General features: G+C 50.1%; 16 protein-coding genes. All 16 read right to left on the reverse strand.

Translation table 11 applies throughout. The annotated features are described in order from the left end of the window. Window positions 1–55: 55 nt before the first annotated feature. Window positions 56–991, reverse strand: a complete 936-nt coding sequence (locus ACFQ0N_RS10985) for a Gfo/Idh/MocA family oxidoreductase (RefSeq protein ID WP_379325811.1) — start codon at window positions 989–991, stop codon at window positions 56–58. Next, window positions 988–2,283, reverse strand: coding sequence for an enolase C-terminal domain-like protein (locus ACFQ0N_RS10990; RefSeq protein ID WP_379325813.1), 1,296 nt, complete (start codon window positions 2,281–2,283; stop codon window positions 988–990). The genes ACFQ0N_RS10985 and ACFQ0N_RS10990 overlap by 4 nt, the downstream gene beginning before the upstream one ends. 245 nt (window positions 2,284–2,528) lie before the next feature. Then, a complete protein-coding gene (locus tag ACFQ0N_RS10995; RefSeq protein WP_379325815.1) occupies window positions 2,529–3,974 on the reverse strand; it encodes an ABC transporter substrate-binding protein in 1,446 nt (481 codons plus the stop codon). A gap of 195 nt (window positions 3,975–4,169) precedes the next feature. Beyond that, window positions 4,170–6,035, reverse strand: coding sequence for an LTA synthase family protein (locus tag ACFQ0N_RS11000; RefSeq protein WP_379325817.1), 1,866 nt, complete (start codon window positions 6,033–6,035; stop codon window positions 4,170–4,172). Between the two features lie 147 nt (window positions 6,036–6,182). After that, a complete protein-coding gene (locus tag ACFQ0N_RS11005; RefSeq protein ID WP_379325819.1) occupies window positions 6,183–7,514 on the reverse strand; it encodes an ABC transporter substrate-binding protein in 1,332 nt (443 codons plus the stop codon). Window positions 7,515–7,709: 195 nt separating this feature from the next. After that, window positions 7,710–12,143 carry a chitobiase/beta-hexosaminidase C-terminal domain-containing protein gene (locus ACFQ0N_RS11010; protein ID WP_379325821.1) on the reverse strand — a complete coding sequence of 1,478 codons (4,434 nt, stop codon included), beginning with the start codon at window positions 12,141–12,143 and terminating at the stop codon, window positions 7,710–7,712. Window positions 12,144–12,192: 49 nt separating this feature from the next. Continuing rightward, the gene (locus tag ACFQ0N_RS11015) at window positions 12,193–13,503 is read right to left on the reverse strand and encodes a carbohydrate ABC transporter permease (RefSeq protein WP_379325823.1); all 1,311 of its coding nucleotides are present in this window, start codon (window positions 13,501–13,503) and stop codon (window positions 12,193–12,195) included. Between the two features lie 25 nt (window positions 13,504–13,528). Further along, window positions 13,529–14,431, reverse strand: coding sequence for a carbohydrate ABC transporter permease (locus ACFQ0N_RS11020; RefSeq protein ID WP_379325825.1), 903 nt, complete (start codon window positions 14,429–14,431; stop codon window positions 13,529–13,531). A 16-nt stretch (window positions 14,432–14,447) separates the two neighbouring features. After that, a complete protein-coding gene (locus ACFQ0N_RS11025) occupies window positions 14,448–15,872 on the reverse strand; it encodes an extracellular solute-binding protein (RefSeq protein WP_379325827.1) in 1,425 nt (474 codons plus the stop codon). Between the two features lie 137 nt (window positions 15,873–16,009). Further along, entirely contained in the window at window positions 16,010–17,524 is a 1,515-nt protein-coding gene (locus ACFQ0N_RS11030) for a response regulator transcription factor (RefSeq protein WP_379325829.1), read from the reverse strand. Continuing rightward, entirely contained in the window at window positions 17,521–19,383 is a 1,863-nt protein-coding gene (locus ACFQ0N_RS11035; RefSeq protein ID WP_379325831.1) for a cache domain-containing sensor histidine kinase, read from the reverse strand. The genes ACFQ0N_RS11030 and ACFQ0N_RS11035 overlap by 4 nt, the downstream gene beginning before the upstream one ends. Before the next feature lie 154 nt (window positions 19,384–19,537). Continuing rightward, entirely contained in the window at window positions 19,538–20,782 is a 1,245-nt protein-coding gene (locus ACFQ0N_RS11040) for an ABC transporter permease (protein WP_379325833.1), read from the reverse strand. Beyond that, a complete protein-coding gene (locus ACFQ0N_RS11045) occupies window positions 20,766–21,530 on the reverse strand; it encodes an ABC transporter ATP-binding protein (protein WP_379326029.1) in 765 nt (254 codons plus the stop codon). The genes ACFQ0N_RS11040 and ACFQ0N_RS11045 overlap by 17 nt, the downstream gene beginning before the upstream one ends. 47 nt (window positions 21,531–21,577) lie before the next feature. Further along, window positions 21,578–22,945 carry a DEAD/DEAH box helicase gene (locus ACFQ0N_RS11050; protein ID WP_379325835.1) on the reverse strand — a complete coding sequence of 456 codons (1,368 nt, stop codon included), beginning with the start codon at window positions 22,943–22,945 and terminating at the stop codon, window positions 21,578–21,580. Between the two features lie 44 nt (window positions 22,946–22,989). Next, window positions 22,990–23,772, reverse strand: a complete 783-nt coding sequence (locus tag ACFQ0N_RS11055) for an SDR family NAD(P)-dependent oxidoreductase (RefSeq protein ID WP_379326031.1) — start codon at window positions 23,770–23,772, stop codon at window positions 22,990–22,992. Between the two features lie 416 nt (window positions 23,773–24,188). Then, window positions 24,189–25,175, reverse strand: coding sequence for an HRDC domain-containing protein (locus tag ACFQ0N_RS11060; protein WP_379325837.1), 987 nt, complete (start codon window positions 25,173–25,175; stop codon window positions 24,189–24,191). Between the last annotated feature and the right edge of the window lie 131 nt (window positions 25,176–25,306).

The following is a 25,306-nucleotide window of genomic DNA, read 5'->3' on the forward strand; positions in this document are numbered from 1 at the left end:
ACCTTTCCTTTATTCAAAAAGTCGCTGCCTCAATTGAATAAGGAAAGGTTTTTGTTCATTCAGTTTCTGCCGGGTACTTCAGCCTTTTGTAGCACTTCTCAAATACACCGCCATCATAGGCCGCGTAGTCCTCCGGCAGCTCGTCAAGCCTCACGCTGGCTCCCCCCAGCTCAGCAGACCGCTGAGCGGCAATCGCCGCCATTTCCGCTTCCAGCAGCGCCGCAAAAGGGACAGGGGCCGGGGCATCGCCTGCCAAGTAGGGCAGCACCGCTTCCAGCAGCCCCTTATAAAGTCCGGCATTATCTACCACTATATGCTCTGCCTGCCGTTCCGTGATAACGGTCGCATAAAATGGCAAGTAGCCGGCTGTCTCACCGATGCTGACAACACCTTGACGGCCATCGGACCAGGTTAGTTCGACCTGCCGCTGACTTCCTGAGCGTCCAAGATGGCGAACGGATGCAATACCGGAACCAAGCAGGCCGTGCAGCAGGCTGTAGGCATGGATGCCGTAGTTGAACTCGTCTACAGAGCAGCCGGCAAGGCCGTACACCCATTTATCCTCCTCATTCCTCCCGCCGCTCCATGCTGCAACTTCCCGGCAGTAGCGCAGCGCCGAACCGCCTGTTAATAAAGCGCCATTCGCGACCCAATCCGCCATTTGCCGCAAATGGCGGACTCGGCCGGCAAGCGGCTTATCAATAAAGACCGCTTTGCCTGCGTCTATAAAAGGCTGCGCCCGTTCTATATGTACATCCCAATTGCAGCTGTGGATCAGCACGGCATCGACCAGCGGCACCATTTCCTCCAACGTTCCGCATACAGCTGCAATTCCGAATTTGTCTACGAACGCCTTCGCGTAGCCTGCCGGATGAATGGCGCCGCTGTCAAATACCGCTGCAACCTCGTGCCCCATGCTGCGAATGATCGGAACAAAATTTTCCGGATGAGAAGTATCAAGATCAACAAGACCAATTTTTATCGCCGTCATGATTGCTCGTTCCCCTTTTTCAAATGCTGTTCATATTCTGTCCCGATATGGAGCGCCCCGCCTGTCGTCGCATAAAAGCGATCATCCAGCCGGTAGACGCCGCTGTCCGCATCGATCCAAGCAGCGCCGGCAAGCGGGTGCATATGCTTCATTTTGTCCCAGTCACGATAATTTTGATGGCCGTTCGTTTCGATTACGCCAATTTTCATCCCCGGGAGCAAAGGCAGGTGCGCAGCTAAAGCTTTGTTCCAATCAGCCAGGAAGGGATTGGCCGTCAGATCGGCACAAAAGCATGGAATATGGCTATCCTGCGCCAATTTGGCAATTTTCAGGCTCATACTCATCGTCTTGGCAACCGGCTTCAGCGCAAACGCGCCATAACCCAATTCCATTCTTGCCCGTGCATCGCATTCATCATGGACGCTCTCATCCGCAGCAAGCCGCACCGGCAAATCAGAGACGTCGCTCCGGTCCTCTTCTGCAAAAGGCTCCTCAAACAGCACAATATGCGCCAAGGCTCCGATTTTATCTGCATAATCGAGCAATTGCAGCAATCTGTCCTTAGTATCATAACGGCCATTGGCATCCAAATAGTAAGCAATTTTCCCATCTGCTGTATATGGTGTTGTATATCGTGAGGCAATGCGATGCACCTGGGCTAGCCGCTCCTTGTCCCATGCAACCATTTTGGCCCGATCCCCGTCACCGTCCGGATCAGCGCCTACTTTAATTTTTAGTAAACAGCAGCCCTCCGTAAGCAACTGCACCAGTCCTTTCTCATCCATCCCGTAAGGAACAAGCGGAATGCTGGCCAGCGCATGCTGTTTCTCCTTTAATACATCACGATAGGCAGCAGGGATCAGTTCCTTAAAGGAACATTGCTTCCCTCTGCTATACAACCCCCATGCCGCCTGATCGACAGCAACAAGCGCATTTAGCGCAAACGTGCTGCGCAGCCCGGAGCCGGCTATGTGTTCTCTGCCGTAAGCAAGCACTTGCGGAAACAGGCGGTCAATCAGCTCAACCGGCGATGCAAACTCCGTCCCGGCCGCAAGCCGCAGCGCATATTGCGTAAGCTCAGCCATCTTCTCATTGCCGGTCTTTTCCCCGCAATGAACGAAGACGTCGGGATCAGACCACAATACGCTTTGTACACCAACACCTATCCCTGCCCTGCCTTCCTCATCATATAAGCCGACTACAGCCTGCCAGAGCTCTGACAAATAAGCGCCTTTAAAACCAAACGGCGATATTAACGGCTCCTTAATGATCGCCATAGCTGAATCTGCCACCCTTGCCATCCTCTTCACCTCACCTCTTGTTTCTAATGTATATCTTACTGTACTTCTTGAAATAAATAAACTGTTTTGTGTATGAGAAGAAACGGCTGACGCCATCCTTGGCGCGAGGCAAGTTTCTTCCCCTGAAATTTTATAGAATTTAGCAGGTAAAACATATAAATTCTATAAAATCAAAAAAGACTATTCCCTTCCAGCGGCACATGCCAACTGAATGAAAATAGTCTTTTCCATCATTATTACTTGCTTACTTTAACTTGTTCAGAGGTGCCTGAGCTTGCTTCCTCGCCCTTGCTTTCGGCGCCACCGTTAGCTTTTTTCGCCTCTTCCTTCTTTCTTGCATTAGTCAGCTCCTGCTGGCCTTTTGTTTCGATCGTCTTGAGCGCTTCATCAAGCGAAATTTTTCCGTCTGCAGCCTGCTGCAGTTGCTCTTGTGCGACCGTATAGAACGGCTGATAGAAATCCTGCGGCATCTTGCCGTAGAAGCGCTCCGACGGGTTAACCCGCGGCTTCAAGGCATAGAAGGCTTCCATATTTTTACCGTCTTTATCTTTAATATATTTGGTCCGCGCCATCATGCTGCCGCGGCTCGTTCTTGACAGCAGCTTGGCCGCATCGTCGCCGTTTATGTACTTTACGAGTTCCCATGCTGCCTTCTGGTTTGGCGAACTTGCGCTGATGGCAAAAATTTCCGACGTGCTCATCGAGGAGCCATAGTCCGGATTGTTCGGATCTACCGGCTCGGACACGATTTCCCAATTGAATGGTTTAATTTTTTTGGAACGCTCGGTCGCTTCCTTTAGCTCATCCATGAAATAAGTGCTGTTGACCGTCATTGCCGCTTTTCCGGCAATAAAAGAATTTTGCCCCAAGTAATCCTCATAGCTGCCGCCGTTGAAATCGTTTTGCGGAGCCGCTGTCTTCAACGCATCGATTCCCAATTGGAAGGCTGCCTTCCAGGCATCGGTATTGATCGACAGCTTGGTCATTTCGGGATCGGACATGACGAGCCCTTGACTGAAGCCGATCGTCATCCCCATATCGAATGGCGAGCCCTGATACCCCATGTATAGTCCATATTCGCGGTTTTCCGCCGAGCCCGTAGACGGGAAGCGTTTCGCTAGATCGACAATTTCTTTCCAGCTCATTTTGTTTTTTGGCGGCTCAATGCCGTGCTTGGCGAACAGATCAGCATTGTAGTACAGGCCCTGGCTGTAAAAGGATGGCGACAAGCCGTACAGCTGGCCATTAGCCTGCTCCTTCAGAAAATCGATAATGCCGGGCAAAATTTCATTGCCGAGAAAATCCTTTTCCGCAAGCATTGGGCTTAAATCTACCAAGGCGTCCTTTTCAGCCAGCTTTTTATATTGATCCGTGTTCAACATAAGGACGTCCGGCTTTTCTTCCTCCAAAAATTTGTTGAACGCCTCGTCGGGATCCATACTTTCATTTTCCATATTCGCATACATGCTGCGCTGACTGACAACTTGAATTTCTACATTGGGAAATTTCGTATTGAACAAATTTCCATATTGCTGGAAAAAGTTTTGTTCATCCCAGTACATAACCTTAACGACAGCTGTTTCTTCTGTTTTTAGGGAGTCGGAATTGCCTGAGCATGCTGCAGTCAAGACGGATACGCCGAGCAGCGCCGCAAGCACGGTCCCCTTTTTAACCATAACCATTAGTGCCCTCCTAACTTTATTCCTTTCTATTTTAGCATACTATCTACCAGTAAAATCCTTAAAAAAAACATAAGATTTTGCAGATTAGCGATGCAGAGCACTAAAAAGCTATTCTGTCAGAGCAAATTTCTCTGCAAGAATAGCCTTTTAGTACCACTATCCATGAGGCTGCGCGGCCTCTAGTATATCGACTCATTAACGCTCCGGCAAGCCCCTCACATACTCATCCGAAAGCTTCATCAATTCCATTATATAATCATAATGATCGCGATATTGGCTGAAATCTTCAACCGGCTCCAGCGTATTCAGATCAAAAGCTTCGCCATCCTCGAATCCTTTGCCCGGCACGAACATAATTTCATTGTTGAAGAACGAGCCTGTTGGCATATAGTATCGCATCCCAAAGACATTATTCGCAGCATTGAGCAAATCTTGGCCGAACACAGTATAACCCTCTCGCTTAAGGGAAATACCCATCAAATTGGCGATTGTCGGCATAATGTCAACCTGTCCGCCCACATTCGTCAATGTCTTCCCTTCGATTCCGGGCACATGAACGATGAACGGGATATTAAAACGGCTGATTCTTTCCTCATATGAAATACCCAGTTGCTCCTTTACCCACTCCGGATCATTGTCCTTCGTTTGCATACCGAAGTGATCGCCATACAGCACCAGTACGGTATTATTCCATATGCCCGCTTCTTTTAATCCGTCTATGAATTGGCCGATCGCTTCGTCCGTATAATGAAGCGCGTGAATGTAATTGCCAAGCTGTTTGCCTTCGAGCGAGTCCGGCAGCGTCATGCCGCGCAGCTCAACCGGCACTTTGAACGGATGATGGCTGGATAAGGTTACGATTTGGGCATAGAAGGGGATTTCTTGCTTATGCAGCTCTTCTAGCTTCTCCAATGCGACCCGGTAGATTTCCTTATCGGACGAGCCAAGCACACTAAATTGGTCATTGTTGAAAAAAGGCTTATCATAATATTTCGTAAAGCCAAGCGCCGGATATAGCTTGTCGCGATTCCAGAACGTTACATCGTTCGGATGGAATGTATTCGATTCATAGTTTTGCTTCGCCAGCAGTTTCGGCAAGCTCGGAAAATCGCGGTCTCCATAGCCTTTGGACATCGCAAGCTTGCCATTCGGATAGATGCCTGTATTCGACAAAAATTCGGCGTCCGACGTATTGCCTGGTCCTACTTGTTGAAAGAAATGCGGAAAATATAAGCTGTCCTCGATCAATCGATTCAGCACGGGCGTAACTTCTTGGCCGTCAACCTTCAGATTGATCGCCAGGTTCTGGAACGCCTCCATCTGAATAACAATGACATTCATCCCCTTCGCTGCGCCGAAATAATTAGGGGAACCCGCTTTGACCGCTTCATTGCCTTCCATCTGATAAGAGGACTGCAGTGCTGCCAGAGCTTTGGCAACATCCGTCTGCTTACCGCCTGATTTGCTTTCCTTCATTGCCGTCGCCACCTGATAATTGAGCACACCCAACCGTTCCGCCTGCACCAGCTCATTGGAAATATCTCTATCCACGCGAATGTAAACAAACGACACAGCAATGCAAACGACTCCAATGATCAGTACGTAAAGCGGTTTTGCAATCGATTTACTTTGTGCAAGCTGGGATCTTCTTCTCAAAGTAACAAGCCATAGTATGCTCAATAAAACAACATCTATGAAAAACAAGAAATTTGTCAGTTGAATCGATGATTCCACGCTGTCGCGAACCTGACCTACCTGATTAATGCTATGAAGTGCGGCATATGTGGGCACGCTGCCAAAATAATTGAAATACACCGTTGATGCGAACAAAATGAACGACATCACCACATTCAGAACGCCGAATACCAGCGGCTTCCATCTTGCTGTAGTGATTAACTCTAGTAAACATAGAAAGACTAGTACAGAGACGGCATCAGCAGGCAGCCTATCATATTGTATGCCTTGAAATACAAATTGACGAAAAAGCAGTATTTTTAGCATTATCAAGATAAAGGTAACTGCCATCGGTGATTTGCGGTAACTGTTCATTATAAGCGTCAAGCTTGCTCACTCTCCTTCTGCGTATTGTACTGCGCAAGTTGCATTCTTTCAATGGAACATTCTTTCAATGGAACATTCTTTCAATGGAAATAAGAAAAACCGCCAGCATTTGACGGTTATACGTATGAAAATTTTTGAATCGATATGCTAGTTTGTCTCTTTTTGCTCTCTCGCCTTTACCAGCTCCTGAGAAGCCTTGGTCTCTATCGTTTGCAGCGCATCATCCAGCGATTTTTTGCCTTCCTCGGTCGCTTGAATTTCTTCGTCTACCAATTTGTTGAAGGCCATTATAAATTCATAAGGAACTGCAGAAAAAAACCGGCCTTTCACATCCTGAATCGGGTTTAAGGCATAAAAAGCTTCAATATTTTTTCCGGGGCGTTCCTTAATATGCTTCGTCCTTGCCAGCAAATTCGCATGGAATGTACGGGATAGAAATTTTGCCGCTTCATCGCTATTAATATATTTAACCAACTCCCAGGCCGCTTTGGCATTAGGAGAATTTGCCCGAATGGCGAAAACGTCGGATGCTATGAACACTCCTCCCGAGCTCGCGTCATTGGGGTCAGCCGGCCCCGGAACGAGTCCCCAGTTTATGTCTTTATTTAATTGTTCCGCATTTTGTTCAATTTGGTCCATATAGTACGGGCTGTTGACTGTCATCGCCGCCTTGCCGTTTATAAACGGGTCATTGCTCAAATAGCCGTTGTTGCCCTGCTCCTCGGAAGGAGCAATCACATCCTTGGCCGCAATCGCAGTTTCAAACGCCTTTTTCCATCCCTCCGATTGCAGGGTGATTTTCGTAACGTCCGCATCGTTGGCCGTCAGCCCTTCGCTCCACCCGATTGTCAGCCCCATATGGTAAAAGTCCATATAGTTTAAGCCATACGCCTCATTTTCCTTATTGGGAAAACGCTTGGCCAGCTCCAAAATCTCCTTCCAGCTCATCCCTTTCGCGGGGATTTCAATGCCATATTTACTAAACAAATCGGCGTTATAAAATATCGCTTGGCTAATAAAGGTCGGCGTCAGGCCGTAAAGCTTGCCCCCGCCCTGTTCTTTCAATTTATCGATAAATCCGGGGAAAATATCCTCGCCTTTAAAATCCTTTTCCTGCAGCATCGGCTCCAAATCCATCAACTGATTGTTAGCTGCCAATTGCTTATATTGCGTATGGTCGAGCGCCACCACATCCGGTGCTTCGTTTTGCAAAAAGCTGTTCCATGCTTCCTCAGGACCGAGGCGCTGCTTATATTCTTCCAGCACGTGCTGGCCGATGACCTCCACCTCAATATTGGGATATCTGGCATTGAATAAATTCCCATATTCCATCATGAAGACCTGTTCATCCCAATAAAGAACCTTTACTGTTGCCTTCTCTTCTTTCATCGCATCGCTGTTCCCCCCTGAACAAGCAGAAGCAAAAATCGATGTTGCTGCTAGTGCCGACAGCACAGCAGCGCTTTTTAAACGTTTCATCATTACCCTCCTAAAATTGTATCTATCCCAACAATAAAGCCGAATTCTTAACAATTTCATAAAAATAGCGAGGGGAAAAGGGAGGGGATTTCTTAATATTTTCATAAGTTCTTATGCCGTATGTAAAGAAACCTAAAACAGCAATCCCGAAAGTGTCCTCAAGCCGAGGTCTTCCGGGACTGCTGTTGTTTATACTTATTGCTTAATGCTGATCAGACGAGGCTGCATGGAAGCAAGCTCAATAAGACTTGTATTGGAGACTTCATCGTTAAGCAAATCAGTCCATCTTGAAATCGTATTGCCTTTATACTTCATATAAACCCGTTTCGGGTCACCGTTGTAATTACCGATATTGATGAGCAGCTTGCCCTTGTGTTCGGCACTTCGCCACTCAACCCCCTGTACCGGCTGGCCGGACTCTGCATCAATCAGCATCACCTTATTTAACTGCCGCTGATCCAACAGCTGCAGCAGCGCAGCCCGAATTTGCGCTGTGGATAATGACTTGGAAATCGTTGTCGTCCCCGGATGCTGCAAAACAGCATCTCTGACGGCTGCCGATAGCATCTGATTATGCTCGCTATATTTAAGCGTTTGCTCTCCCTCTCCGATAACGAACAAGGAACCGCCTGCCTCGACAAACGCCTTAAGCGCCTGCGCTGTTTCTGCTTTCACATGCGTCACTCCAGCAAGAATAATTACCTTGTATTTCAGTAATTGTCCTTCTGCAGCTTGCTTCTCCGTTACAAAACCGACTTTTTGCCCGCTCAGGCTGGCTGCTTCATAGGCTTTGCTTACCACATCGGGATAGTCCGCCGCATAAACCATCGAAGGCAGCGAATACAGAATCGCCGTATTGGCCTTTGCCTGCTGAAGCGCCGTTACTTCCTCCGCCAGCCGGTTCAAATCCAGACTCGTACGGCCTACCGCTGCGGTTACATCGGGACGATGCAAAATGCTCCCATAAAAATAGCTCTTCGTATCATAGCTTCTTTCCCACACCCAGATCGTCGATGCGCTTCTTCCATGGACAGCCCCTTGCCAAAGAACGGAGCGCACATGGGTAACCTGTTCCGGTACATAGCGATTGTCCCGGTCGGCGATCAGATGATCCTCGGAGTTAAAGATAGGCGCCTTTTTCAATGAAGATTGCAGATCGTAGAACCGCAATTCATTTAATAGACCCGGCATGCCCATATCCAGGTAGCTGACATTGTCATCGCCGTTAATTTGGCTGAACTCGGTGAATCGCTCCGGGTCGACTCCCCACACAAGCGCACCGCGCAAAAACCCTCCATTCATCGTTTTACTGTGCAGCGGGATGTCCGGCGCCTGTTCCTTAATAATATCAGCCATCCATTTATGCCAATCCCCGAATACAGTATTGTTAAACAGCACCCAATCATAAAAATGCGGAGTAGCTTGAATGCCGCTTGGCATGGGCACATCGGCAAATGCGCTGTAAGCTGTACCGTAAACCTGGTTCAGCTTCCCGATGTCGTCATAGAGCGAAGACAAGTATTGCTGCCATGCCAGCAAATACACAGTCTGCTTGTTCGTTTCATAAACCGGTTCATTGCTGATCGTAATGCTGTGCAGCGCAGGCGCATCCTTGACGAGCGGAATGAGCGTCCGCAAATATTGCTCCAGCATTTCCCTAGCCTGCGGATGATCGATATTGTATTTAATAAATTGCGAGTTATCTGCAAACCTTGCTTCCGGCCATTTCGCAAAAGCCCACTCCGGGAAGTAATGCGGAGAAATGAGCAGGTTTACCGCGATATTATTGTTGGCTGCTTTTTGCAATTCCTTTAAAATATCTTTTTCAATCGTCTCGGTGGAAATGGCATATTCTTTGCCCGGCTCACTTGCATAAACTTGCTCAAAGCCCGAGTTTTCCAGCAAATTTTCACTACTGCCTTCTTCAGTCATGCTAACATCGTCCACCCACACCTTGCCGCTAATGCCTTCCGATACGATCAGAAAAGGGAATCTCGTTTCGTTCTCTCCGGTCGTATACGACATTTGCTGCTCTGTCCAATCATAGCTCCCTTCTGGAAACTTCTTCCGTACTGCCCAGTTGGCTCCGCCGGGGAACCATACATTGCTCACTTGCTCTCCCTTGACCCATGCTTTGATCACATACGTCGTGTTTGGCTTGACTGCAACATTTTGCATGACGTTCAAATAAACTTGCGGCGCCTGCGGGCTGGCATTCGTAATGCGGATTGAACCATTTCCCGATTTGTACACCGAATGGTCAATAACTGCCGATGCGTTGACCGCGCCTGCTTTATTGATTGACCAACCCCGCAAGCTGCCCGGCTCTTTAATTACACTCGACAACCCGATTTCCATCTGGATTGTATTCGTCCCGTATCCTTTAAACTGCGGGATATCCGCTCGCACTTGCCCGAAATGACCGTAACCGGTGAAAAATACCGGACGTTTCTTGGCAACCGCTTCTCCCGGCGCAATCGTATCCGCAAGGAATGAATAATCGTTAATTTCGATGGACTCCCCTGTTACATAACGGGGAAGCTCCCAGGGGCTGGCCGTGCCGTTCAGATAAGCTTGCAGCCTGCTTTCAGCTTCGGCATGCAGCTTCTCCAGCTCCTCCGCCACATACTGTGCCCGCTCCAAATAGCCTTGCGCGATGTCTTGTCGACCGTAAGTGAGAAAATTTTTGATTACGGTGTAGTTTACATTCTCATAGTCCGTTGCCAAATCGCTCGTCTCGGCATCCTTCAACAGCTGCTCCAATTGAGGCAGCCTGGCGGCAATCGCGTCAAATCTGACCTTCAATGCTGCCGCATCGGCAAGGACGTTGATCGTCTCCGTTCGGCTAAGCTGAATGCCGGAGCCCTGCTCGGCAGCGACCGCTTCCAGCATATGTTTACCTGGCGAGAGCTGGCCCACTGTAAGCTGTTTGCGCAGCACGGTTTTCGGCGGCACTGTTATTGTGCCTTGGATTTGCAGCAGCGGAACCGCTAGATCGACGGTTAACGGCTCATCGCTGTAATTGGGAATCGAAACCGTATAATCGTTCGGCTCGACGCCGGCAATAATCCACATATCCCATTTCTCATCGGGCCCGACAGGCTTTAACAACGCGAATTGGGTCGGGTCTTTGAAGCGGCCGATGCCGCCTGTCCATTCAATATAGCCCTTTCGCTCGCCGCCATCATTATCATTAATCAGCATAGAAAAATAGAACTGCGGCGGCATTCCTCCAGCAAAGATCGCCTCCCATGGCAGCCTTGCTTCATATATCGTTTCATTGCCGTAGCGGACCGCCTGCAGCTCAATGGCTTCCCGGCCCAAAGTTCCTGTACCAGCACTCCATTGTGCTGTCTGCGGCTCGCCACCCACAAGCGCCAGGCCGTATTCCGGACCGTAAGCAATTCCGTCCGCACTAAAGGCAAGCTGCAAGCTGTCGCCTTTCCACATCATATCCCCGGCAAACGCTTTATGCGTATTATCCGTTACTTTAGCGGCCATATAAAAATAGTCTTCATCGTAAGCATACTTGATTTTTCCGGAAAGATCGCTTTCTCCTTTCCAATCGCTCATCTGCACCTGCCGTTTTGCGTCTGCCGGCAGTTCAATTCCGGCCTGACCTGCCCAGTCGTCCAGATCGCCGTCGATCGAAATATGATCGGCTGCCAGCAGCGGCAGCAGCTTGCCGCCCCCCATCTTGCTAATATATGAATCCAGATCAAGTAAAGACTCACCGACAATTCCCGTTATAACGTCATAGTGGAATGTCGATACGAAGCTGTCAAAAAGCCCCGCCTTCGCGGCATAAGCTTTAATGGTTGACTCCCGCTCCAATGAAATTGGCTGTGAATAAATGATTCTAGTGGCGGAGCTGCGCGGATCCGTACCATCCAGCGTATAATAGAGCGTCGCTCCCGCAGTAGGAGATGACAATTGAACCGCCGTGCCGCTAACTACTGTGCCGGCGCCCGGAGCGGCCTGTACTGGCTTGGTCATATTTTGCAGCGGTTGAACCCGGATATGGTCAAAAATATACGTAACCTCTGCTCTTCCTTCAAAGTCAAAGCCGCCGAAGGAATAGAAGTTAATCATCGTAATTTTGTTTTTCGCCGTCGGCAGTTCCGTAAGATCAAGTTCAACTGTGTTCCACTCGCCGGCTTTCATTTTTGGCAATTGACGCTCATATACGATGCCCGCCGCATCGGCGATTTTAAGCGAGAGCGGTTCGCGCGGGCCATTGGTTTGCGTTATAGGATATACGTCAATCAGCATTTTTCCCATACTGGAAAGATCCAGCTGTCCACCGGTGTTCCAGGTATAGTTGACCCAGCTCCTTACACCAGCATTCATCCGGTAAGTCGCTTGCGACGCATATTGACCCTCTGTTCGCGGATAGGTAATCTGTGTAACAGTAAGTTCGCCTGCCGGCGAATTGGAGGTCGCCCATACTCCCGGTTCTTCAAAACCGTTGAGCACCACAGCCCCTTCATTTGCCGGGCCCGCCGGGCCGCCAACAGCTTGGGAAACGCTAATGCCCGGCAGCGAACCGGCATCGCACATGGCCAATACGAGGCAGCAAATAAGCAGACGCACTGCCGCTCCCTTCCAAACGCTCTTTCCCCTTTTCATCGCGTCACTCCTTTGTAATCATACTCAAACCGGTAATTTGTCTCACCCGCTAGCCCTTTACGCCAGTCCACGACACCCCCTTCTCGATCAGCCGCTGGCAAGCGCTAAACACGATCAGCAGCGGCAATGTGGATATGACCAGGCTGGCCATCAGCACATTTGTATCGAATTCCGGACGGTTCTGAAAGTCGTTGAGCGCTACTGTAAATGTCCATACCTCCTGCTTACGGGCAATAACGAGCGGCCACATAAACTCATTCCATACCGCGATAAATGTCATTACAGCGACAACGGTCAAAATCGGATAGGACATCGGCGTCACAATGCGGGCAAAAATGTTCAGCTCGCGAGCGCCGTCAATCCGCGCCGCCTGCAGCAGCTCTCCGGGCAGCTGATCGAAGAAGCCTTTAAACAAAAAGATGACGATCCCCCAGGCGCTATGCGGTAAAATAATTCCCCACAGCGTATTGACCAAATTCAATTTTTCCATCGTCAAATAAAGCGGGACGAGAATCGCAATTTCCGGTACCATTAATGTCGCTACAAAAAATAAAGTCAGCCAGCGCGACGTCCGCTTGCTTACAAGATGGGATAGCGCATAGCCTGCAAACCCGCCGACAATGAGCTGCAGCAAGATCGAAGCCGCCGTCACGATAAAGCTGTTTCCCAAATAATGCTGAAATCCGATTTCACTACCGCTTCCAAGCTTCCATAGCACCAAATAATTGTCCAGTACACGCAGCCAATTCCCTTGCTGGGTTACCGAGACAACCTCGCCGGCCAAAAAATGAACCGAGCCAAGAAATTTGGCGGCCTCCGCCGCTACGGTGCCTGCGGCTGCCTGCTCCCGTTCTCCCGTCCAGCGCGGTCCGACCGCGCCGTACCACTCGAATGCCGAATATTGCTTCTCCTTAATAATCGGAAGCTTGCTTTGGATCAGCGATTCCTTGAACAAGGGTGTAGGAACGATCTCCGCACGTCCTGTATTGAACAAATAAGCCGGCGTGTTCGCTTCATAAATTTGCCGATCACCGCGGATGCCGATAATTTTCATTTCGCCGATCGGTTCATTTTGCAGCTTTTTCCATGTGAACCAGGTTGCTTTCATCGCATCCAGCTCATATTCCTCCATACTTCCGTCTGCGCCCTCCTCCGGGTACTGCAGCTGCAATACAATCGTCTGAGGCTGCTTGGGCAGCCATTTGGGCGGGAAAATATAGATCGACATATTGTCTTTCATGGAGGAACTGATCATCCAGAAGAGCGGCACAAGCGACAATACAATAAAGGCAATCGTCACAGCATAAGCTGTATACGTCAAGCTTCTTTGCCCTTTTTCACGATAGGGTCTGGCTTTCATTGTTTCTCTCCTTTCCATGCTTCGTCTACTCATTGCCGCGCGAAAATCTAAGCTGCAAATACGTTATGGCGGCTATAATGACGAACATGATCATCGAGATTGCTCCAGCCGTTCCAAATCGGTATTCCCGGAATGCGCTATCGAAGACGAGCATCGACAGCACAGTCGTACTATTAACCGGCCCGCCCCCTGTCATCACATAGATTTGATCGAAGGCAAGAAAAATGCTGGCCGTAAAGCTTATAAACTGGATGCCAATGACAAAGCGCAGTCCCGGCAGAGCGATATAGCGCATGCGCTGCCATGGGCTGGCGCCATCGATTTTGGCCGCTTCCACGATTTCACGGGATACCCCCTGCAGCGCGGAATAGTAGATTAATAGAGCAATACCGCCTCCCAGCACAGATGGCAAAATAATCGCAATCTTGGCCATATTGGGGTCATTCAGCCAGCCGTAAGGGCCAAGGCCGAGTTTGCCGAGCCAGCTGTTTAACAGCCCGTAGTCCGGATGGTAGATCCACTTCCACAATATATAAGTGGCAATCGACGGCGTCGCTGCGGGAACTAAATAAAAGAAACGATAGATTGTATTGCCTATCCGAATTTCATTAAGCAGCAGCGCCTGTAAAATAGGTATCCAAAACGTCAGCAGCAAATAGAGCAAATAAAACATAAACGTATTGTACAGCGCTGTCCAAAAATAAGAGGACTGCAATAGCAGCGCATAGTTTTTTACACCGACGAATGTCCCGGGGGGATCCATTACCCGATAATCGAAAAAACTCATATAGACCGCTTGGGCCAGCGGTATATATTTGAACAGTAAAAAGGCGGCGATCGCCGGGGATAGGAAAGCTATGCCTACCCATGAAACCCGGCGCCGCGTCATTACCGGCCTTTCCCTGCGAATTACGGCCGCAGTTTTCATCTATTTAACGCCTCTCTCACTTTTTTGCATCTTTATTGTATGGATCAACGACCTCGCGCTGCGCAAGCGCTTCTGCTTCCGCCAGCGCCGTTTTAGGATCCGCATTGGCATCTGTCAGTACCTTCTGCACGGCTTTAACCACATATGGCGTCAGACGCTCCTTTAGGAAATACTCCAATTGCGTATTCTCGGCCGCCTGAATGACGCCGTTCACAATATCTGCCGGCACGTCCTCTGTAAATTTACGCGGATCAACATCGCTGCGTACAGCGAGCATATTAGGAACAGTCCCATTCTCGGCTTGTTTTTGGAGCAGCCGCTCCATCGCTTCCTTGGAAGAACGGAATTGAATGTAAGTCCAGGCTGCGTCCTGCTTTTCCTTTGATATTTTCGGATTAATGATCCAGTATTGGCCGCCTGTCTGCGAAGGCGCTACTCCCGCGGGTCCCGCCGGGAACGGCGCAAATCCCATCTGCTCCGGATCCGCTCCGCTGGCAAACATGCCGCCGAACCAATCGGAAGCGCCTAATATCATCGCTGCGCGCCCTTGGGCAAAATCTTTTTTGTTGTCGTTAATACCTTGCAGTACATTCGTCTGCACCGCCTCATATTTCCATTTCAAATCTTTATAATACTGCAATGCAGCAACGGTCGGCTCTTTCGTGAAATTCAATGTCACGGTCCCGTCTTCGTTACGGGTCGTCAAGTCGCCGCCTGCCTGCCAGACATAATATTCAAAAAACCAGTCCGCCCACTCCATGCCAAGAAGCGCATACCCGTATTGCTGTTTGTCCGGCTTGCTTAATTTTTGCGCATAGCTCGCAAACTCCTGCCAATTGACCGGAGGCTTCGCCGGATCAAGCCCCGCTTCCTGGAACAGATCTTTCCTGTACATCAGTCCCATCACATACATATTGTTTGGTACGCCGTAGATTTTGCCATCTACCGTCGCTGTCGCCATCGATGAAGGGATAAATTTATCCTTATCGGCGTATTCGTTCCAATACGATGTCAGATCAAGCGCCAGCCCTTGATTGATCCAGTCGCCAATAACCGGAAAATGCGCCAGGTGATAAGCGTCCGGCCCTTGCCCGCCGGCCATAGCCGTTACAAACACTTGACGGTCGCTTTCCCCCTTCGGAGCCTGCTCATGATTCACTTTAATATGCGGATACTTCTGCTCAAATTCAGCAAACAGCTCGTCATACACCGCTTTAACCTGATTATTCGGGTCCGGCTTATCCCAGACTGTAATCTCTACCTTTTTTTCCGGTTCAGGCTTATCTGCGGTTACTTCTGTCCCTCCCTTGTTTTGTCCATTGGCGGGCTTCTGCCCGGCGTTACCGCTGTCGCCGCTGTCGCCGCTGCCGCTGCTGCATGCCGTAAGCAGCATTAAAGCGGCGACCGTTGACAAGACCCATTGCTTCCTCACGTTCTTCACTTGCCGTTCCTCCTTGATTGTGGCAACCCATATTTGAACACGCTTTCATTTTATCCGAGACCCCTTCGGCCCGGAATAGAAAATGGTAACATTCCGCTATGAATAATTCCATCGTTGCTGCCAGGGGAAGAGAAAGCTCAGGCGCGCAAGCTCTCTCTGAATTGTGTAGGCGTCATGCCATAATACTTTCGAAATACACTGGAAAAATAAGCGGCATCTTCATATCCGACAAGCGCGGCGACCTGCTGGATCGATAGTGAACCATCAGCCATCCGTTCTGCCGCATGCTCAAGCCGTACTTTGGTTATATAGTCGCTAAAGTTTTCCCCGTACTTTTCCTTAAACAGCTTCGAAAAATATTTCGCATGAATATAGTAGCGGTCAGCGACCCAGTTCAAAGAAATATTTTCATAATAATGCTGGTCGATGAATTGCTTTACCTCGCTGACAATTTCTTCGCCGCTGCGCTGCTGCCGCTCGCGCCCGGCTTTCATGATGATATCTCCCTGAGCCAGCAAATCCTCGACAGCATCATGCCAGCTGTTGAATGTCTCGATTGCCGGACCGCGCGCTAAAAAAGTGTGCGTATAGCCGGAGCAGCATTTTTGGAAGAAGTACTCGATCTCCGCATATGCTTTTTCAAGCTGGAGCAGGCCGCATTCCGGATTCGCCGCAAGCTTGCTAAAGCGTTGAACCAGCATTTCCCGCAATTGCGCTCGCTGACCATGCTCCAGCACACTGCTTAAATATCGCTCTTCTTCTGAATTGAGCGGAGAAAGCAGCGGCGAATATTGGCCAGACTCTATTTCGAATATGCGCCCGCTGCCATGAACAATTTTGCTCTTAACCGCAAGCAGAGCTGCTTTGTATGATTCGGCCATATTGTCTGCCTTAACCGGCATCCCCATCCCTGCCGTCACCTCTGCCTGCAAGGCCAGGCGGATTTCCTCCATCGTCCGGCTTACCCACAGCTTGCGTCCATTATAGCTGGCAGACATACCGGCTGCTGAAGCAGAACATGACGATACAAGAACGACCATTTCTTGCGGATGATAGGCATGCCTGAACACATGACCCGTCAGCTTTGCTCCCAGCAATTGCTTTTCAATCAGCTGGCGCAGCCTTTTCCATTGCGGCTGGCCAATTTCACCGGCCACTTCAAATACAACAGCGTATCCTTCTTCAATCGGCAAGCCTGGCAGCCGCTCCCCATCCGGCCGGCTGCCTGTCTGTCCGATCAAGCGGGTCAATTGCAAGTCGTTCTTCTCGTCCGCTTGCTCCTTATGACGCTCAAGCAGCTCGCCAAGCAGCCGGTTCAACTCCTTGTCATTGACAGGCTTGAGCACATAATCCTGCACCCCGTATTTTATGGCCTGACGGGCATATTCGAAATCATGATAGCCGCTCACGATGACACAGATTAAATCCGGCCACTTGCGCTTTGCTTCCTGTACTAATTGCAAGCCGTCCAGTTCCGGCATCCGAATGTCTGTCAACATGATTGTTGGCAGCTCCTGTTCCAAACAAGCAAGTGCATCTATGCCATCCTCAGCTTCAGCGGACAATTTCAGACCGAGCGCTTCCCACTCGATTTTATTTTTTATCCCTTCCCGAATAATCGGTTCATCATCGACGATCAGTACAGTGTTCATATGTCACCTGCTCCTTCCATTTGGTCTTTTATTAGCAGACATACAGTTGTCCCTTCACCTGATTGACTTGAAATCGTGATCCCGCAGTCTTCGCCATAAAAGAGACGAATCCGCCTTGCCACATTGCTGAGTCCGATTGATGCCCGCTCTTGCCCATGCTCCTGCCTGTTCAAATAAACAGCGCCCATGCTTTGTTCAGCGAGTGTGCCGCGCAGCGCCTCCACTTCTTCACCGGTCATCCCATGGCCATTGTCCGACACCAAAATTTCGATCCTATGGCTGCCGATAGCCGCTTTGCGGATTTGAACTTGCACACTTCGCTCGCCTCTTTTGCGCTCTATACCATGGACAAAGGCATTTTCCACAATCGGCTGCAGCAGCAGCCTGGGGATTGCTACTACTTTTAGCTCAGGATCAAGCTCAATCTTATACTGCAAGCGCTCACCATAACGTACCTTTTGGATCGATAAATACATGTGAAGTTGTACGACTTCCTCCGTAATCGTCGCCGCTTGTCCGCCGCTAATGCTATAACGGAACATACTGGCAAGACCTTGGCTAACTGTACTTACTCGCGGATCTTTATATACAGCGGCAATGCTGTCGATCGTACTTAGTGCATTATAGAGAAAATGCGGATTAATCTGCGATTGCAAGGCCATAATTTCCGCATCCTTTTTAAGCAGCTCCGATTCATAGACTTTACTGATCAGACCGCGTATTTCCCGAGTCATACGGTTGAAGCTATTCCCTAAGGCGCCAATTTCATCATAGGACAAGAGCGGTACTTCAACATCGAAATTGCCCATCTCTACCTGCTTCATGCTGTTGCGCAGCCTCTGCAGCGGACGGGTAACGCCGGATGAAATAAGCAAGGCGACCGTCATCGCGATCAATAAAATAATAATACCGATTGTAAAAGCTTCCCTCTTGGCTTTATTGGCGCCTTCCAGCACCTCGGTTAACGGCACACTGCCAAACAGAATCCAGTCTTTGGACTTGAATGGCGCATACACGGCTAAATAGGATTCCCCGGCGATTTGCGTATCATAGTGGCGTCCCCCAAGCTTGCGGGCGGACAAATAATTCGAAAATAATGCAGTATCGGCAATGGAACGCCCGATTTGCTGTTCATCTTGCGCAAAAATAATCGTCCCTTGCTGATCGACGAGCATTGCATCTCCGCTATCTTTTAACTGCACGCTTTGCAGCTGCCCGAGCAGCCAGTCGGCCTGCAGATCAATCCGCAATGTTCCGACCTGCGTTTGCTCGTAAGTATTTATTTTTTTTATCGCTTGAACATAACTAAGCGTGCTCATACTTTGCTCATCCTTGTCCGACAGCGAACGCGCGACACGCCATGCGCCATTCCCTTGCATCGCGGTAGCTAAGCGGATCGTCTCCTCCGTCTCCTGCTCCCAAATGAGGCGCTCCCCTTCCAGCAAATTCGACTTCAGACCGCTAATCATCGAATTGCCGCTTAAATTATGAACAGAAATAAGCGCCAGCTGCTGATTATTGCGCAGTGCTGCATGCATCTTATTGCGATAATAAATCGCTTTGGGAAAAAACTCGCTTAATCCTAAATTGTCAGTCACAATTTGAAAATCGGTATCGCTAAAAAACCCCCAGGCTTCACGCTGAATTTGCTCCATCTGCATTTCAATTTGGCTTGCTGTTTGGCTCACTAACCGTTCTAGCCCTGTATATGTATTCGTTTGCAATTCTGTCGACATCCGTTCATAGTAAGTTAATCCGACACCTGACAGTGTCACGAAAATCACACAAAAAAAGGAAATCGCCAGTTTTGTGCGAAGACGATACAAGCCCCTTGTCCGGCCTGCAAGCTGTATATCCATAAGTCGTCACCTTTGCTCCCCCTGAAATATGATACTTTCTTAGCTTACTACGGGAATGTAAACGATCTCAAGATGTCCGATAAGTTTCCGCCGCCAATTTAAAAATGCAGAAAGGAAGCGACGAATCGCAGTCCGATCTGCATTTGGTTCAATCTTATTCATCTTCATAGTCAATCGCAAATTTCCGCTTAATGACCGCTGGCCGGCGAAAAACAATGTACACGATCGCCAGAGCAGCCGAGATGAATACAGCCGCTTTATTCGCTTGGGCCGCCACATAGAAGAGCTGCGGCAGCCATAAAATCGCCGCGCTTACCAGAATGGCAAACCTGTCGATGCGCAGCACTGCGGCCAGCCTTGATTGCTCCGGCAATGGATAGACATGCCGCCAAACCGAGTAGCGGTGCGCCTGAGTCAATGAAGCGATTTGCAAGCCGGTGAGCCACACAAAGAAGAGATATACAGCAGCCGCTCCCCAGCCGGACCATAGCCCCGCTTCCGCCGCCAGCCAAATGGAGAATAAGCCTAAAAAGATCATTCGGATCAGCATCCCGCCCAGTTCCGTTCGAATGAGCGTATGGCCATACAAATATACAAATGCATGCTCATGGCGAAACTTAAGCCGCCGCATAATCCAGGTGAGGTACGGTCTGGCTGTTACTTGTGCCGAAACCGTCGGCACATCGCTAAATGCGCTAAAAAACACGTTGAATCTTCGCTTGGTCCGCGCTTCCTCTTGGATCAAGTATAGCCATGGCAACTGGTAGCTCGCCAGCCGGCTATAGATGAGCGACATAAGAACTGCCGCGGCTGCAGTGATAATAACAGCCTGCCAAGGCGCGAGCTTCATCAGCGATCCCAAAACGACCGCAGTCACGATCCAGCGAATAAGCCTCATCCAATTGCGCGTCGATGTCCAGACAATTTTTCGTTCCCGCCAGCCCCCTGCGGCATTGAGCCATTTGAGCACAATTACCGCTGCCAGCATGAATGGCCAAGGCAGTTGTCCGGGGCCTTTGACATATACAAGAGAGTAGACCAAAAAGACAGCCCCTGCCCCAATTGTTCCCGGCACGAGATTGTAAATAAACGATTTTTTGAAATAGCGCGCCATTTCACCTTCCCGCGGCATCAGGAAAACGACGTCGGCTTCCTCCAGCCAAGTGCGCAAGGGACTGCGGCATACAAACGGCAGCATGACCAGCGTACCTGCAAGCGCATAAGGGAAGCCGGACGGAATATTGTGAATGAAGGTCGTATATAAAATAACCCCGACAATAAACAGGATCGCTGTGACCAGCGGCACCCCGCTCATCACCATATCGCGCAAATAAGGAAAGCACTGCAGCCAGAAGGCTTTGGCTCGATCACGCCAAATCGCTTCAACTGATTTTTCCATGCGATCCCCCGTCTGTCGTCAACCGGTAGAAAGCTTCTTCCAGCGTTCCTTCATCGGCAGCCATACCGGCTGCTTGCCGAATCTCCGGCAGACGACCCTGTGCAATAATGTGGCCATGATGCAGCACTACAAAGCGGTCACAATAAGATTCAACTGTTGATAAAATATGCGAACTCATAAAGATCGCCGCGCCTTCCCGCTTTACCTCTACCAGCTTATCCAGCAAAGAACGAATCCCCAGCGGATCAAGCCCAAGAAAGGGCTCGTCAATAATATAGAGCTGGGGTCCGGCAAGCAAGGCGTTCATAATCATAACCTTCTGACGCATTCCTTTGGACAAATGAGAGGCAAACGCTTGCCGTTTGGGCGTCATATAGAACTCATCCAGCAAGTTTTCGACGCTATGTTCAAAAGAGTCCTGGGACACATCGTACGCCATGCCAGTAAGCCGCAGATGCTCTTCTACCGTTAATTCATCAAAAAGCAGCGGCGTTTCCGGGACATAAGCGATCGCATTGCGATAGGCTCCCGGATCACTGGCCAGCGTAGCTCCCTGGACACGAATTTCGCCGGCATGAGGCTGCAATAAACCGAGAATGTGCTTGATCGCCGTACTTTTTCCCGCCCCGTTCAATCCAAGCAAACCGACCATTTCCCCGGGCCGGACCTCAAAGGAAAGTCCATGCAGCACCGGTCTGCGCGGACTATAACCGCCTGTAAGCTTTTCCACCTTCAGAACAGGTTCCATTACTCTCACCTCATTTTCAATGACTGGCGTCTTATGTAAGAAGCCTCCTATTGCCCATCCCGCTTCGCCTTCAGCCACTTCGGCGCTCCTTTATTTTTGCGGTCACGGTCGCGCTCACGGTTCCGTACCGCTTTGGCTGGAGCGGCAGCTGCTTTTGCAGGCTTGCCGCCAGCAGCCGCCGGCCTGCCTGCGACCTGCAGTTTACCGCTCAGGCTCTCCTGCTTGGAAGCACTGTTGTTGCCTGATTTAGGCTTGCGCCCCTGCGGCATCTCCTCCCGCTGCTCCGGCGCCCATAGCTGCCCCAAATACATGCTCCGCTCGGCAATCTCGATCCCGAGCTGCTTTTGAAACTTTTCCATAATAAACTTCTCAGGAGCCGTAACAATAGAGACGACCGTCCCGCTTTTCCCCATTCTGCCCGTCCGGCCGGAACGATGGATGTAATGATCGCTGTCCGCGGCAGGATCGAGATGAACGACAAGCGGCAATCCGGCAATATCAAGGCCTCGCGCCGCGACATCAGTAGCAAGCAGCAGTTGGCAGCGCCCGTCTCTGAAGCGGGCTAATGTGGCCGCGCGCCGCTGTTTGTCCGCATCGCCATATAGAGCTTCAATCGTAAAGCCTTCATAACCGAACTTCGCTTCATAATTGGCAATCTCATCGGTCGAATTAATGAACAGCAGCGCCCGGTCCGGGTTCAGCATGCGGATTAATTTGCGAGCCGTATCCACTTTGTCGCGTTTGTCGCACACGATATAAATATGATCCACCTTGCCCTTTAACGATTGATCATCGCTTAAGTCGATGTGCTGCGGCTCATTCATCCATCGCCCTTCTACCTCCTCCATAGCCTGCGGACGGGTGGCCGAGAAAAAAGCGAGCTGCCGGTCGCGCGGCATGCTTTTCACCAGGAAATCAGTCTCTTTGGTCGATCCCAGACTAAAAACTTGATCGGCTTCATCGACAATAAGCAGCCGAATCGTATGCAATTTTAATTTTCCCGTCTTGACGATTTCATGGATTCGTCCCGGAGTTCCGCAAATGAGATGAGGATGCGCTCTTAATTTCTCCACTTGCCGTTTCATAGAGGCGCCCCCGATCAATTGCTGCACCCGAACGCCGACAGCTTGCCCGTAGTCTTCAGCTACACGGACAATTTGCATAGCCAGCTCTTGTGTCGGAGCCATTATTAATACCTGCAGCTCCTGACGGGCAGTGTCGATCATTTGCAGCGCTGGCAGCAGGTAGGCCAATGTTTTTCCGGTTCCGGTCTGAGACCTTGCCGAAATATCCTTGCCCCCGAGCAATCCAGGCAGCGCTGCGGCTTGTACAGGCGTCGGCGCTGTAATGTGCTCCTGCTCCAGCTTATCCATCAGCGCAGGATTCAGATTATATTCATTCCAACTAGCTGCCATTATTAATAAACCCCTTAATGTTAGATGTTTTTATAGTTCGACGGCTATTTGCGATTTAAAAACCGTCCGACCAGCCGGTCCGCCAGCCGCGGAGCCAGCCCGTACAGTTTTACGCCCAAGCCGGCAGACCGCGGCAAATCAAGCTCCGGCAAGCGCCGCTCAATGATCCGAATTACAGCTGCGGCTACCTGCTCCGGCCGCAATAAATAGCTGCCAACGCTTGCCCTGTATTGCCCGCTCCCGTCTGCCTGATCAAGGAATGGCGTATCGATCGGCCCCGGATTGACAGCAGACACCGTAATGTTGTAACGCTGCAATTCGAAACGGAGCGCGTTCGTCAATCCGAGCACGGCATGCTTGGTAGCGGCGTAGCCCGAAGCCTTCGCTGTGCTGAGCTTGCCGGCCATTGAGGCTACGTTAACAATCTGGCCCTCGCCTCTTTGCTTCATAACAGGCAGAACCATCTTCGTACACCGAATAAGACCCATATAGTTCGTATCCATCATAGCGGCGAACTGCTCCAGCGCAGTATCCTCAAAGTAGGCAAATTGCCCGAAGCCGGCATTGTTGACCAGCACATCCACACGGCCGTACTCATGCATGATTTGTTCGAATACAACAGCGATATCGTCATTATTGCAGACATCCATCTTATAGCATCTATGCCGCTCTGCCGGCAAAGCTGCGGACACTTCGCGAAGCTTATCCTCGCGGCGTCCCGTCACAATCGCTATTGCTCCGCGAGCTGTTAACTGTCTGGCCGTTTCGGCTCCGACGCCGCTTGTCGCTCCTGTAATCCATACGACTTTTCCTTCCAGCACATTGATCACCTAATTACCAGTTTACTGCAACTTATGGCAATAGGCAAAACCTGCTCGAGCAGCCTTGCTGCACAACAATTGTGCCTTATCGGCATCTGCTCCGTCGACTAGCTAAAAAAAGCGCAAATGTTGCAGTTTTTGCAACAAATCCATGGTGGGAAGCTAGCAAGCTCCCGAATTGTTGTACGAAATGCAACAATCACCTCCTCCAAGGTGGCTGAATGGCAATGATTATTGCATAACGTACAACATTTTCAAGAAATTCGGAGATATCCGTTGCAAATGTTGCGTTTTGTGCAACAATTCGCTGCCTTATCGCCCTGACAAGCAAAAAGACGGCCGGAGAATCGTATACATTCTCCGGCCGTCGATGAGCAGGGACTCCTGATTAATTCTGGATCTGGGACGACTGAAGCCTTGCACTATCCGGCATCTGGGCGCATGCGGCGATAACGCAGCCGGATCAGCCGCAACCGGTCATACAGCTTATCGAGCGATGCGCCGGCCGCTGGCTCTTCGCCATAGACCGAATGCATGACCGGCTTCAAATATTTGTCGCCAACGATCGTCAGCGCATCCCAGACAAGCTGCTGCTCCGCCTCGGGCATCTCCTTCAGCTCACGCTCGATAAGCGGCTCCACATCGTATCCTTCCAAATCCAGCCGTTCGATTCTTTCCATCACTTCGCGGCGCGGCAGCTCCAACTGCTCCTGCATTTGTTCCAGCGACTTGCCTTCCTTGAGTAATTCCAGCAGCAGCCGCTGCTTCTGATGGCGCCCCATCTGGGCTTTAAACTTCGTTTCCTTCTGCTTGAACAGCCATTGTGCATATTGGTCGGGATCAATTTCATCCATCACCCAATCCAGCGGAAATGAACGCGGCTGCTCATATTGCCCTGTTATTTGAATGATCTCCTCTCCGTAGGAGGCCTGCTTACCCTCGCCCCATCCCGGGATTTGCCGCAATTGCTCCAATGTATGCGGCACGTAAGCGCTAATCATCCACAACATCCGATTGTTCGCAATCATATAAGCTGTCTTCTTCTCAATAACCGCATGCGCCCTGCGCCATTCACGCAGCGCTTCGAATAATGCAGCATTCGCATGCAGCTCTCCATAGCATTGCAGCTTGGCCCGCAAGCTTCCTTCTCCGGCGATTGCGCGCCGATCGTCGAGCATGCCGTCAATAATCGGCACGTAGCCTTCCCCCATCTTCACAGCAATGCCATGCCGGAAGGAAGCAAGCAGTTCTTCCCAATACCCGCCTTCGTACCATAACTCCTGCTCCGGCTCTCCTGCAGCCCACTGCACAAACCATATACCCTCGCGTTCGCTAATCGTCAAGGCTGCCTCCCGAGACTGGCTATCGCCGACCACTTTCTCAAATGTGTTCAGAAAAACAATTTGCATCACTTGCACCTCCAAAATTGTAAGTTGCAACCGCCGAACGGATAGCTTACCAAAAAAACAAAAAGCACCTCTACAGCCTTAAATAGGCTACAGAGGTGCTTCCTCACGTTCAGCGATTCAATTGCTCACAT

The organism is Paenibacillus sp. GCM10027626 (assembly GCF_042676285.1).
Taxonomy (GTDB): domain Bacteria; phylum Bacillota; class Bacilli; order Paenibacillales; family Paenibacillaceae; genus Paenibacillus_Z.